The 12,846-nt window shown below is 56.9% G+C and carries 15 protein-coding genes; all 15 read right to left on the reverse strand.

Annotation, left to right across the window (positions count from 1 at the left end; genetic code table 11):
• Nucleotides 1-2,119, reverse strand: a 2,119-nt coding sequence (locus H8L47_RS28615) for a phage tail tape measure protein (RefSeq protein ID WP_186957239.1), incomplete at its 3' end; no start/stop codon positions are given.
• 2 nt (nucleotides 2,120-2,121) lie between these two features.
• Nucleotides 2,122-2,235 (reverse strand): GpE family phage tail protein, encoded by a 114-nt coding sequence (locus H8L47_RS28620; RefSeq protein ID WP_186957240.1) that lies wholly within the window; start codon nucleotides 2,233-2,235, stop codon nucleotides 2,122-2,124.
• Between the two features lie 8 nt (nucleotides 2,236-2,243).
• Nucleotides 2,244-2,570, reverse strand: a complete 327-nt coding sequence (locus H8L47_RS28625) for a phage tail assembly protein (RefSeq protein WP_186957241.1) — start codon at nucleotides 2,568-2,570, stop codon at nucleotides 2,244-2,246.
• 58 nt (nucleotides 2,571-2,628) lie between these two features.
• Entirely contained in the window at nucleotides 2,629-3,138 is a 510-nt protein-coding gene (locus H8L47_RS28630; RefSeq protein WP_186957101.1) for a phage major tail tube protein, read from the reverse strand.
• A 27-nt stretch (nucleotides 3,139-3,165) separates the two neighbouring features.
• Nucleotides 3,166-4,341 (reverse strand): phage tail sheath protein, encoded by a 1,176-nt coding sequence (locus H8L47_RS28635; protein WP_186957242.1) that lies wholly within the window; start codon nucleotides 4,339-4,341, stop codon nucleotides 3,166-3,168.
• 29 nt (nucleotides 4,342-4,370) lie between these two features.
• Nucleotides 4,371-5,036, reverse strand: a complete 666-nt coding sequence (locus tag H8L47_RS28640) for a hypothetical protein (RefSeq protein ID WP_186957243.1) — start codon at nucleotides 5,034-5,036, stop codon at nucleotides 4,371-4,373.
• A gap of 22 nt (nucleotides 5,037-5,058) precedes the next feature.
• A complete protein-coding gene (locus tag H8L47_RS28645; protein WP_186957244.1) occupies nucleotides 5,059-6,189 on the reverse strand; it encodes a hypothetical protein in 1,131 nt (376 codons plus the stop codon).
• On the reverse strand, nucleotides 6,186-6,407 hold the full coding sequence (locus H8L47_RS28650; RefSeq protein WP_186957245.1) for a hypothetical protein: 222 nt from the start codon (nucleotides 6,405-6,407) through the stop codon (nucleotides 6,186-6,188). The genes H8L47_RS28645 and H8L47_RS28650 overlap by 4 nt, the downstream gene beginning before the upstream one ends.
• 8 nt (nucleotides 6,408-6,415) lie before the next feature.
• A complete protein-coding gene (locus H8L47_RS28655; RefSeq protein WP_186957246.1) occupies nucleotides 6,416-9,610 on the reverse strand; it encodes a DUF4815 domain-containing protein in 3,195 nt (1,064 codons plus the stop codon).
• Nucleotides 9,611-9,621: 11 nt separating this feature from the next.
• Nucleotides 9,622-10,119 (reverse strand): hypothetical protein, encoded by a 498-nt coding sequence (locus H8L47_RS28660; protein WP_186957247.1) that lies wholly within the window; start codon nucleotides 10,117-10,119, stop codon nucleotides 9,622-9,624.
• 12 nt (nucleotides 10,120-10,131) lie between these two features.
• Nucleotides 10,132-11,064, reverse strand: a complete 933-nt coding sequence (locus H8L47_RS28665) for a phage tail protein (RefSeq protein WP_186957248.1) — start codon at nucleotides 11,062-11,064, stop codon at nucleotides 10,132-10,134.
• Entirely contained in the window at nucleotides 11,061-11,900 is an 840-nt protein-coding gene (locus H8L47_RS28670; RefSeq protein ID WP_186957249.1) for a baseplate assembly protein, read from the reverse strand. Before H8L47_RS28670 ends, H8L47_RS28665 begins: the two co-directional genes overlap by 4 nt.
• Complete coding sequence (locus tag H8L47_RS28675; RefSeq protein WP_222616720.1) at nucleotides 11,897-12,235, reverse strand: GPW/gp25 family protein; 339 nt, start codon at nucleotides 12,233-12,235, stop codon at nucleotides 11,897-11,899. Before H8L47_RS28675 ends, H8L47_RS28670 begins: the two co-directional genes overlap by 4 nt.
• A gap of 27 nt (nucleotides 12,236-12,262) precedes the next feature.
• The gene (locus tag H8L47_RS28680) at nucleotides 12,263-12,532 is read right to left on the reverse strand and encodes a PAAR domain-containing protein (RefSeq protein WP_186957251.1); all 270 of its coding nucleotides are present in this window, start codon (nucleotides 12,530-12,532) and stop codon (nucleotides 12,263-12,265) included.
• Nucleotides 12,529-12,846, reverse strand: a 318-nt coding sequence (locus H8L47_RS28685; protein WP_186957252.1) for a phage baseplate assembly protein V, incomplete at its 5' end; no start/stop codon positions are given. The genes H8L47_RS28685 and H8L47_RS28680, both read right to left, overlap by 4 nt.

Consider the following 12,846-nt stretch of genomic DNA (forward strand, 5'->3'; position numbering starts at 1 on the left):
TGTTAAAGCTGGTTTTGATGGATGCCCATAGCCCGCTAAAGAAGGCACTGACTTGCGCCCAATTGCGATAGATCAGGTATGCCGCTGCAGCAATGGCGGTAATTGCCAGGCCAATAGGGTTCATCAGTAAGAAGCGGCCAGCCATCAGGAAGGCCCGGCCCAGCCACATCACCGCCGTACCGACCAGGCGCAAGGCAGGCAACAGGCCGCGCAGCCAGACGCCTATCCGGGCAATAAAGGGGCCGATACGCGCAAAGGCCGCACCCAGCCGGGCAAAGGTGCCAGCCAGCAAGGCGCCGCGTATCCCCAGCATGGCAAAGCCAAAGCGCAGCAAGGCCAGCGGGCCAATGATGGAGGCCAGCACGATGGTGACGCCACCCATCACCACCATGGTAGCCGCCAGCGCCGTAAAGCCCACCACCACAACCTTGGCGGTGGTGGAATGTTCTTTCATAAAGGTGGTGACGCTTTGCAGGGCGCTTGCCAGCTTTTGTAAGGCGGCCGCATAGATGGGCAAGACTTGTTCACCTATTTCTTTTTCTGTGTTGCGAATTCTTGCCAGGGTTTCCAGCTCTTTGCCTTTGGCGGTGGTCTTGGCGACTTTGTCCAGTGTGTCGATATTGGCCGCGCCTGCATTTAACTTGGCGTTCTTGTGGATTTGGGCGCGTTGCAAATACATTTGCGTGAACAGGTTAGACGCCGTCCGGTTCGTCATGATGGTGGCAATGGTGTCCTTGATTTGCTCCTGGTCTGTAATGCCCTTGGCGGCCAGCTTGGGCAGCAAGACCGTTTCCAGCCAGGCCATGGGGTCAGATTTTAATAAGTCACCGCCTGCCAGTGCGCCCGGCTTGATTTGTTTGATCATGCCAATTTTGTTGTACTGCACCTTGCTGGTATCGAGCAAATCCAGCCTGCCCATTTCTTGCGCGGCGCGTACCGTGGTCCTGCCCTGGTAAAGATTGGAATAGGCCGACATCAGGCCCGTACCCACGCGATGGCCGCCCATTTCTTGGATGAGTGGTTCCATTTTGTAGAAAAAGGCTTCATCTTGCATGGACTTTGCTGCTACACCGCCCGTTTTGATAAAGTTCAGCCATTCATTGGGGCCGACACGGCCGCCAGTGGCGGTGATGACCTTTTGCACCAGGTTGGCTTCATGCTCAAATTTTTCTTTGCTGGCAAGGCCGCCGCGCAGCTCGATCACTTTCAGCATGTTCATAAAGGTCTGGCCGCGTTCTGCCCCGGCTTCTTCGCCAAACATGGCGGCATTGGCAAACTTCATCTTGGCCAGGGTGGGTAAGACCATTTCGGCATGGTGCAGGTCTGCAAACACGGTCAGCGAATCGCGCATCAGTTCCATGCTTTCCAGGCTGCTGACACCATAGGTTTTCATACCCTGGCTAAACTTGATGGCGTCTGCTGAGATTTTATCGCCCATGCCCAGCGCCACAATGCGGTTCATTTCCGTTTCAAAATGCTTGGATTCATTCAAGGATTTGATCATGGGCATACCCATGACCGCGCCTGTCATCGCCATATCAAAGCCCGTCATCTTGGCATTGCTGGCTGCATTGCGGGTACTGTCCATGCGCTGCCTGGCAGCGGCAACCTGTTGCTGCCGCCTTGCCAGGCCAGCTAACTGCTGTTGCTGGGCCGCTATCTGGGCATTGGTGGCCGCCATATTATTGCGCAAGCTGCGTTCATGGGCGCTCAGTTGCTGGGTGCTGATGCCTGCTGCATGCAGGCTGCTGCGCAAGACTTGTAGCTGTTGGCTTTCTCGCTGTAGCTGTTCCTTGATCAGCCTGGCCGCCCTGGTGGCGCGGTCAAACTCCCTTGTCATGGCGCGGGTGGGGTGTTGGGTTGCCCGCATTTGTTCGGCCAGGGCTTTGACCTTTTGCTGGGCTACACCCAGCCGCCCGGAGGTTTCGCGCAAGTTGGCAGACATGCGCCTGAAGCCGGTAATGTTTTTCTGTTGCGCGTCCATTTCCTTGAGGCGGTCGCGCAAGGCTTTGAGGGCTTTGCCGCTAGCCGACGACTGGGCCATGATGCGCTTCAAGGGCGCGGTAACGCGCTCTATCATGTTAAAGATTACCTGCAGCTTCAGGTCACGTGCTGACATAATTACTCCGCTGAGTTTCTCACTCTGGCGCGTTCACGCCAGTCCATTAAATCCAACACAGTCAAATCATCCATGGCAGACGGCGGCCAGTGAAACACAATCGCCAGGTCTGCCATGGCGTCTTCTATTCTTTCTGGAAGACCATGCGGTCCGCTTTCTTGACCAAAAAACCTGCTACTTCCATGCCGATATCCATCAAGTCTGCGGGGTCAAGGCTGGCAACGTCTTGCGCGGTCAGGATGGGTGCAGTAATACGCGGCAAGACTTGCTGCAGGGCGACGACGTTCATATTGCCCAAGTCGATCAAGGAAACGCCGCGCAGTTCGCCAGCCTTTGGTTTGCGCAGAGTGATGGTGGTAATTTCGGTGTCGCCACGTTTGAGTGGTTCATCCAGGGTGATGGTTTTGGTGTTGCCGTTGATAACGATCACTTCGTCTTTGTTGATTGCCATGGTTTTGCTTTCTAAAAGTTGGTAGGACTACTGATTAAAGATGATTGAGGGGTTTCTCTTACATGCCGATTGCGGCGCGCAGTTCGGCGCGGCGGTCTATGCCACCGACGATTTCCACGCCGTTGATAAAGTCCAGCTCGATGATGTCTTCACCGTTAATCATCAGCTTGTAATAGCTGCAAGTGGTTTTGTACTTGTGTTCGCCCTTGTCGGCCATCTTGGCGCTGCCCATTTCGATTTCCTTATGGCGGCCACGTACCACGATTTCCACGGCGTCCACCTGGGCGGTATCGTCATTCTGGTAGGCACCGGCAAAGCGCAACTGCACGGCGTTGTGGGTGACGGCGCCGTATTGCAGCAAGGCGTCATACAGCAGGCCGCCTGCGGTCCAGTCGAGTTCGATTTTTTCGTTGTGGTAGTCAATCTCGATAGGCCCGGACATGCCGCCTGCGATGTAGTCTTCCATCTTGCGGCTGAGTTTGGGCAAGGTCAGTTCAGGCACCAGGCCCAGATACGATAGGCCATCATTGAACAAATTAAAGTCTTTAAGCTTGCTGGGTAGTCCCATGGTTTGCTCCTTCTATTAAATCAGGGTTTAAGTGGTGATTTGCTTGGCAAAGTCGGCCAGGTAACGGTCTGTGATGCGCTGTTGCAGTACCAGGTCTTCTACTGGTGGCACTGGCGTGTAGTCGTAATCAATCGTCAGTGAACCAATCTTCAATGAATCTTTGCTGTTGGCCGCTGGGTTGAACCAGGCTTTGCCGTCGATGATCAGCCCGGCCGTTTTGAGGGCGCGGAATTTGGCATTGATGGATTCAATCAAGTCACGCACTAAGGACGGGTGCATGGGCTTGTCTACATAGCTGAAATGCACTTCGGCGATAGTGTCAGCCAGCACTTGCGCCGTGCGGGTGTAGTTTTCAAAGAAAAAGAATTCTGCTTCCTCGGCCGTGCGGCTGCCCCAGAAGCGGTAGCCAGTCTTGTTAATCAGGGTGGTGACGCCCGCAGCATTCAGGACGCCTGCATCTGTGGCCGATGATTGCAGATCCCAGAACACGTCCCGCGCTATGCCGGTCGGGCCATTGACCACGACATTGGACAGGGATTTATGCCAGCCTGTGTCATTGTCGATCTTGGCACGCAGCCCCAGCGCATAGGCGACGGCTGGTATGGATGCGCTGGCTTTGCTGACTGTGTCGAAGTGGACAAAGTCCGGCCAAATAATCATGACCTCACGCTGGCCGAAGTGCTGACGGTAAGCGATGGCTGCTTCCTTGGTCTGTGCGCCCCAGGCAGAGGCATACACAAAGGCGCGCAACTTTTGAGCGACGGCGGCCAGCTCGGTGGTTACCGCTTGCGTATCGAGGCCAGGAGCGCCCAAAATGCGCGGCTTAATACCAAACTTGGTTTGCGCAGCCAGCAAGGCTTTGACGCCTGTGTATTGGCCGCTGGCTGTCACCGTGCCGACCACATTGGCGGTCTGGATGGCTTCGTCTTCATCAGCATCCACGCGCACCACGATGGTGACCGGGTTGGTTTGCAAGCTGATAGCGTTGAGGGCTTTAGCCAGCGTGCCGGTGCGGCCTGCTTTGGCAATGGCGGCTTGCACGTTGGTAATCAGCACCGGCACGTTCAGGGGGAAGACCGTTGCATCTGCATCGTCAGCCGTGGCAACCAGGCCGATGACTGCAGTAGAAACGGTACGTATAGGGCGGGTGCCTTCGTTGATTTCGATGACGCGCACGCCATGGTGATAGCTTGTTACGGGCATTGTGGTTGCTCCTGTGGTGGTTGGGAGGGTTAAGATAAAATTTGTACTGCACGGCCAGGCTGTATCAGCCCGGCGATTTCTAGCGCCTGCAGGCCGGGTGTGGCTTCTGCTGGTTTGATCCAGTCTGAGTTTTCAAGGCGCATTACCCAGGCTTTTAAGGTGCCGTTGGCTTCTGCTGCGACAAGAATGGCGGCTCTTTCTTCCTTGGTGAAACGGTCAAGGAATTGGCCGCGTGTAAGGCGATTGGGGGCCGATACCGGAACATCTATTGACCAGGTGAATGTCTGCACGGTTGTGATGTCGGTCAGGGCGTTGGCGGCCAGCTCGGCGGCGTTGCTGGATTGGCGTATCGCTTCACGCTCGGTAAGCACCTGGTCAATCTCGGCAAGACTGCCCCAGCCTGCGGCGTCACGTTCCTGGGCGCGTTGCAGTTTCCAGTCTGTGGCGGCAATCAGCCTGGCTGCTTCTTCTTTGATGAGACTGCAGCAGGCAGCTTTGGCGGCTGTCAATGCTGCTTCCATGTTCAGGGTGATGGTGGTCTTGCCCTTGGCAACCTTGGCGGTGTAATGGGCCAGCAATGCCGGGTTAAAGCCGTCCGGAGCTGGTACCAGGCGCACGCCTTCCCAGGCGGCCTGCTGGTCGTCGTGGGTGTAGCCGGTGATTTGATTGGCTGCATCTAATATCAATTGTGTCATCTTATTTAATCCTCCTTGATCCTTAAATAACCAGATAGCCCAGCGTCATGTAATAGCTGCCGGTGCTGGCGTCTGTGAAATAAAGCGGGCCGGTTTGGCTGCCTACTGCCTTGTGTGCTGTGGTCAGGGTGATATAGCCCGCCCCGTTGGCGGCCTGCAATGACTGGCTGCTGGTGCCGGTCAGATAGAAGTAAGACGGACCAGCGGCGCTATACGCGCCAGACATCGCCAGCATCAATATCTTGCCGCCTATAGCCGCGCCGCTTTGTGCCGTGCTGGCCGCATAGGTGCGCTGGAAGACGGTCATTTTGTTGGTGAACAGCCATTGATACAGGGCGCTGGCCGTTGTGGTCAAAGCCGTTGTGATGCCTGTATTGCCGTGCAAGGCGTTGCGTACACCGGCATCACCGAAGAAAGTGCTTGCCAGCGTCGTGCGGCCTGCGGCAATTTCGCTCGATACAAAGTTCCAGGCATCCACCGAGGCAGCGGCATCAGCAAACAGAAACACCATGATGGTGGTCAGCTTGGTGTATAGCGTATTCATAGCAGCACTTGATTTCGCCAGCTCTCGCAAAGCAATCAGGCTGGCCCCTATGGCATCTTGCGCCGGGGTGTTGGCAGCAATCGCGTTTAACCAGTTGGCGCTTGCATAGATCAGTGTCATTGCAGCTTGTACACTGGCAAACTTGTCCATAGTCGTGCGGCTGGATGCTGTCAATGTCAGGCAACCAGGTATTGCAGCGATATAGGGCACCAGGTAGACGGCTTTACCTTGTATCCATGTCTGCATGACGCTCGATGCAATGATGTCTGTCCATGCCAGTGTGCTGCCCATCAGCTTGGGCCGTAGCAAGTCGTCCTGCAGCGCCACTTGTATGGTGCGGGCTTCATCAGTGCAAAGCCGCTGCCATGCGCTACGGTGGGCCGCGTCGGCCAGCCAGGTGTCTATCTCTGCGCTGGTCATGGCATCGAACAGGGCCAGGGTGTCGCGGCCTATCAGGGGCGCATTAATGACTTTGTCCAGGCTGCCAAACACGGCACCTGTCAGGATTAATGTCTTGCTGTCTGCATTGGCTATGTCAGTCGCCTGCAGCAGCGCCTTGGCGCGGGCGATGTACTGGTCGCGGAAATCCGTTAAGTTGGTTGTGCTCATATCAGGCCTGCATAAATAAGAATAGAAAGCTCATCAATCTGCGCTTGTAGATTGTCTGTAGTGACTTTGCCCGCCTTGGTCACCAGCGCCACATTCAGGGCGGCCACGTCGTTGTCTATGGCGGTGATGGTGTCACGCAGCCTTATTACTTCTTCCGCGCCGGTGTTTTGAATGTGGGGCAGCTTGTATTGCTGGTTAGGTGTCTTTTGATCTTGCATGGCAATCCTCAGATAACAATCACGCGCAAATTGCGGTGACGTGGCCTGGCTGCTGTATTGCCAGTCATTTCCAACTTTGCCCGCAAGCGATCAGCATTGACGCCGTTTAATTCATAGGTCAGCTCATGCCAGTCGGTAGCAATGTCCCGGCTTGATACAAAGGCAGCAGGCGTGTAGACCGGCGCACCGCCTGCCTCTGGTGCCACACTGACATTCAGGGTTGATCCTGCAGGCAGGTTGCTATCAATGACGATACGGGCGCGGACGTTCTGGCCTGCAGGCACCAGCGGGCTGATGTAGCTGCCCTGGTTGGCAACCGTGCCAGCCAACAGCGTGACGCCTGGGTGTAGCACTGGTGACAGACTGGCCGTGCCGGTGAGTTTGGCCCGGACACTGAATTGCCCTGATGTTGGCGCAGCCAGGCGCACCGGCTGGCCGTCATCCAGATTCAGGACGCTGCCACCCGGCAAAGTGATTTGATATTCAACGCGGGTCTGTGCGCTGGGGGCTTCTACCAGGCCCAGCAGCATTAAATCTGTGACGTTGTTCAGATTTGTATTGCCCAGCTCTATGGTGCGGGTGGTGGCGGTGTATTCAGCGGCTACCAGACGAAACGCTAAATCTCTGTCCTGGTGTGGCGTCCATGTCGTTGCATTTGAAGAAGACAGCAGCACACCCACGGTATAAGGCTGGCTGGTTACCCATTGGCCCTTATGCTCGTCATACTTGCCCAGCTCGGCAATGGCGGCGGCCGTGGTGGCATCGTCACACAAAATCACCAGTGCATAGTCCACGCCACCACTCAGCGTGACCGGGTAATCAAAATTGATACGGGTTGCCTGGCCGTTGGTATTGACTGTGGATGCAGCAAGGCGGGCTTGTACAATGACTTTCTGGTCAGGGATGCCCATACGGGTTTCACGTATTTGCACCGCCAGCATAGAATTGCCCTTGGCCGTGAACCACAGATCCAGCCCGGCAATCTGGCGGTCAGCGGCCAGCGTGAATGTCTGGGCCAGTGGATCTACCTTAAAGAAGCTTACCCAGCCCGATGTATGCACCGTCACCAGCTGACGCACGTCCTGTGCCTCCAGGCCTATGCCGCTATAGATCGCCACACCATAGCTGCCATGCGTACCCACAAATTCCACGCGTTTGCTGCCTGCTGGTACTTTGGCGGGAATCATGAACGTGCCGGTGATGCTGCCTGGTGTTGGCGTGGCGATGTTGCCCGGTACTACGGCGATACCATCAAAGCGCAAGGTTTGTATGGTTTCGCCTGCTTCAAAGCCTTTAATCGTAAATCCAACACTGATTTGCCTGATGAATTCAGCCGGTTTGCTGCTGTAGCTGATTTCGTTTGTTAGGACATTGATGCGCTCATAGGCTTCGCCATCAGCCTGTACTGATGAGCGTTGCACGGTCCTGGTCTGGTTTTCTGTAATGTTTTGAGTGACAGGGCTTAACCAGGTAGTGCTTAAGTCTGTCCAGCGGTCTATGGCTGGGTTCAGGGTCACATCAGAGGGCAGCGGGTCGAAAGCGTCGTAAGGGTTGATACGCATGCTGCCAGTGCGCAAAGCCTGTTCCAACAAGGTGACAGTGTTGTAAGCCAGTGTTAAAGGTGTTGCCATATCGACAGATAACAAACGCGGTTCAACTGACACAGGCAAAGTCAGTTCACCGCCAAAGATTGCGCCGGTCTGCGTCAAGCCCTGGTCACGTACAGAATCAGACATGAAGGGGTCAACAAACAAGCCGCGCTTGGCGGTGGCATCACGCAATTGCGTACTGGATTCAAGCCGCTGCTGGGCCATTAATTCAGTCAGCAAGTCCATGCGGCGGGCGTAAGCAGCGAGGGTGTCCATGGGAACCACGCGCACGCTGTCATTGTTCACCGTTCGTGCACCGGCGCGCCAGTTCTGTACCACAGATGCCAGCGGCAACAGGTTGGCCGGTACGCTGGGTGGCCTGGGGTTGCGGTCTGCTGCCACACCAGGCAGCCAGACCAGCGCGCCTGCGCTGTCCATGCACAGGCGGTCTATACGGGGCAGCATGCGGTTATAACTCACCAGGATAGGCGTTCCTGCCACTGCGCCGGTGACGGTGCAGCCATCGGCATCAAACGCTGTTGCCGGCACGCTTGCCAGATATTGATAAGTCACTTTGTAAGTGGTGCCGGGTGCTGGCTCTGCACCAGGTAATGACCAGTCCATCTGCTGGGCGGTGAATTTCCAGTCAACATCCTTAAGGTATGTGGTAGCGCCTTGTTTGACAGACAGCACAGCCAGTACAGAACCATCCTCCAGCGGGTCTTGTGCGCCGGTAAAACCGCCGTGTGCTACGTCTATGGTTTTTTGCGCTGTGATGGTCACGTGAGTGACATTCGCAGCCGGGCTGCGGTCAAAGTTCACGCGCTGTGCCGCTGTGCCGGTGGACTGGTGCGGCTCGTTCTCGATGTACCTAAAATCTGGCGTGGCTGCATAAACAAGGCGGCGGCTGGTTGGCAGTTCAACAGCAAAGCCAAACACGCGGGCGCGACCTTCGCTGACCGTGTAAACCTGTTCACCGCTGGGCAGGTTGTCTGCAGCGGAAACGTTCAAACCGTTCACCACGTAATCACCGCCGGATGAGTCACGGTCATAACGTGCCAGTGCCTGCGTCACGCCATCGAGCTGGGGCGGTGGTTCTTTGCTGCGTACTGTGCCGTCTTCTACCGTATAGACAGGGTAAAAATCACCAGACTGGCCGTCACCGGCAAAGCCCCAGACCAGCAGCTTTTGCAGGCGGCCTGCACCGGCTTTGTCAAAGCCACGGGTATTTTGTGCGCGGTTGCGTAGGCTGGGATCTTCCAGCTCAGTGATGATATGCGGTTGCAGGTACACGCCCACGATGACGATACCGACCACGGCAATGGTTAAAGCTGCAGGCGCTATGCCACGCACTGCGCCATCCACATACAGCGCGCCAGATTCGCAGGTAGTCGCGCCTGTGCTGGCATTGACGACGATGCGGGCGTCACGGATAACCGCGCCGTCTGCCAGCAATACATCAGCCACGCCTTTAATGCGAGCTTGCAGCAGGCTTTGTGTTTCGTTGAGTTCGTCAGACTGGATGACCTTGTCCGAGCGATACAGTAGCGTGTCAAACTGCTTGGCAGCGTCGTGCCGGTTCAGGTAGCCGGGTAAGTTGATGTTTTGTTCCATGGGTGTCCTGTTCAGAATGGCAAAACGTAGCGATAGACTTGCTCAGTCGCGCCAGACCGTATCAGGCGCGGGATGCGGTCCAGCATGTAAAGGCGGCCAGGCGCGGTGATTTGTGCGGGGGTGAAATAGCGTTGCCCGGCTGGCAGGCCTGCGGCCACCTCAGTGCCGACAAACAAGCCCAGCTCGCGTATGTCCTGGCCTGCGCCGTCGCCATAGTCAAAGACAAATTCGACCAATACCCAGCGTGATGGCGTGTTGACGATGCGGTACAGGTCACCGCCTGGCACTTTGATAGTGTTGGGTGCGTTGGGGTCTGTTTCTGGTACCACGAATTGCTTTTGTGATGCCACGCGGCGGCCTATCTCGTCCACCAGGGCGGTGGCAGTGATGGGTTCGGATACGGGCGCGGCGTCCCATGCGGCCAGGCCGTGTCCCCAGGCCAGGTGCAGCGGGCGGTTTTTAAATTGTTCGGCCAGCTCGATGCGGCCTTGGTCTTGCAGGACTGCCATGTCAGTGCCTTTCTATGGATTTGAAATTAAGGGGTAGCAGACGGCCCAGCCGCTGGTCCACTGGTCAGCCCAGCCATAAACAGGCAAGGCCGGGCTGCAAACTGTGCTTGCTGTGCCTGGTGCAATGGCGGTGATAGGTGCAGGCATGGCGCGCGCCATCAGCACGGCGCAATAGCTGGCGTGGTGAGCAGATAGCAAGGGTTGCATGGCTGGCTGATTCACCACCCCGCTGGACAAGTCGCTGATGCTGACGACACTATTCAAACGGATTTCGCTATCCAGCACCCAGCTATCCAGCTGCATCAAGGCATCGTCAACGATGATGTTTAACTGGCGCGGGCGGTGGGCGGCTATCGGGTGTAAGGCTGCCGGCGCATTCACTGCGGCCGTGTGCGTTTCGCCGAAAGATAGCTTTACGCCATCAGTAGCCGGGTCACCGGACCAGATACCAGAATCATCATCAAACAAGCATTGATCAAAGCTGGTGGCGTCAAAGCGTCCTGCACGCAGGTCAAGACCGTGATACAGGCGATAAAAGCGGCTGTGTGCGGGCAAGGATGCATTCACCACCTGGCGTATACGTGCCAGATCCAGCGCGGCGGCCGTGGTGCCTGGGTCGATGTGAACCAGAAATTCATCTTCCTCTATTGCAACCTGGTCATATCCCAGCCAGGACAAGGCGCGCGCGACACTGGCGGCGCTGCCGCGTTCCAGCAGCCAGGGCAAGCCAGCGGCGATCAGCTCGGCATTGCTGGCAAAGTGCAGCGAGAATTGCGACAGGTTCCATTCAGCGGCAAGCCAGGGCTGGAAAGCTGCAGGCATGGTGCTGGCGATGTTGGCCGGTGCGTCTGCAGCCGTATCCAGATCCGCACGCGGGGCAATGCGCACGAGATTGCGTTCCAGCTCGCTGGCGTTGGGTGGCAGTAACAAAGCAAGATCAGTCACGCTACACCGCCATCTGTTAGAGTGATGGCGCCGGCGATGGCGTATTCATCTGCGGCCAGGACGGTATTGCTGGCGGGCTGGCCTGCAATGGGGAATTCAACGCGGGCAATGCCAGGCTGTTGCAGTTGCGCGGTTACCCAGGACAGTGGCACGCTGCGGCCCAGGCTGGCATAGCTGGCAATGGCAGCAATAAAGCGCGCCTTAATTTGCGTGACGATATCAGCCGGTGCGCTGGCTTCGCGCCACAAGGTTGCCGTTACATCCAAGGCCGCGGGCCGCGCTACAACCACTTTGACAGCCACACCCAGCGGGCGGGCGTTGGGTGCGTTCATGGCCGCCAGTACGGCGGCGCTGGTGGCTTGCGCCTGGCTGGCATCGATCAGCCACAGCACCACGGCAATGCTGCCAGGCGTTGCGCTGGTGACGTTGGCGTCGCGCACATTGGCGCTGGCAGACAGTGCAAGCAGGTGGTATTGCTCTGCCGTGCCATTGCCAGCCAGGGCAGCAATGCGCAACTGTATGCGGTTGCGGTAACGCTCGTCTGCTTCGCCTGATAAGCGTGCCAGGTTGTAGAAAGCGCCTTTATGGTCCAGATCCGTGCCGGTGGCAAAGGCCAGCAGGTTGGCGCGGGCGGCGTCGTTGATGCGGCCGCGCAAAAGCATTTCACGGTAAGCAAAGGCTTCTACCTGCTTGACCAGGGGTTCAGATGGCAAGGCCAGCACATTGGCCGCGCTGGGCTGGCGTTGCAGCAAGTCTTGTTTGTGCACGTTGACCAGTGCTTCAAAATCCAGCACTTCGACGACTGCAGGCGGTGGCAGCTTGGTTAAATCAATCATGCTTTCACCGTCACAGGCAAAGACAAACTAAACGCCTTGGATGCGCGTACCAGTTGGCCTTTAAGATCAATGATGACTTTGCCGGGCGTGTCTGTGCGGTACAGCTTGACTTGCGTTAGCTTGATGCGGGGTTCCCACTTCAACAGGGCTTCAGCCGTGGCGGCATACAGACGCACTTGTGTACTGCCGTTGTCTGGCTGGTCTATCAGTTCAAACAAGCGGCTGCCATAGTCGCGGCGCATGACGCGGGTGCCTATGGGTGTGGTCAAAATATCGGCAATGCTCTGGCGTAAATGCGCCAGGCCTGCGATGCGTTCACCTGTTGATAGATTCATGCCTGCCATGGTGTTATTTCCCTTGCCTTATTCGGGAATGACAAACCAGCTACGGCCGGTACTTGCGTGGCCGCATGACGCCAGGTGTCCGGCCCGGCATGCTGGGATGCCGTTCAAAGTCATCCAGGCAGAACCCTGCGCCATCACTGGACTGGCATGCGGTACGGGGCCATGTGGGGTAATGCTGTCACCCAGCACCACAACCAGCGCGCCATCGACAGCAAAGAAGTCCTGCCCGCCAGCTCGATGCGGGCCGCCTGCACGGTCCAGGGTTTTAACAGCAATGCCATGGCTCATGATTTGACGCCCTCAAATTTAGGCGTGCGCAAGGTCACTCCGTCGTTGCGCAGTTCAAGAGTGGTTGCACCGACGACAAAACTAAACTTGCCCTCGGTTGGCAATGTGATGATGTAGTGATGCTCTGCATGGTTGTAATCAGCCGTTGCGCCGTCTGGGTATTCTGTGCGGGTGTTGTCTGGGTTGGTGTCTGGTGCGGGGTTGTGGTTGCTGGCAATGCCTGGCAAGACCACGCCGCCCGCGAATTCACCAGAGGGTGAAAGCAAAACGCATTGCTCGCCAACTGTGGGCGGGTTCCATGTCTTTGTTTTGCC

This window comes from Undibacterium umbellatum (assembly GCF_014284125.1).
In the GTDB taxonomy this organism is placed as follows: Bacteria; Pseudomonadota; Gammaproteobacteria; order Burkholderiales; family Burkholderiaceae_D; genus Undibacterium; species Undibacterium umbellatum.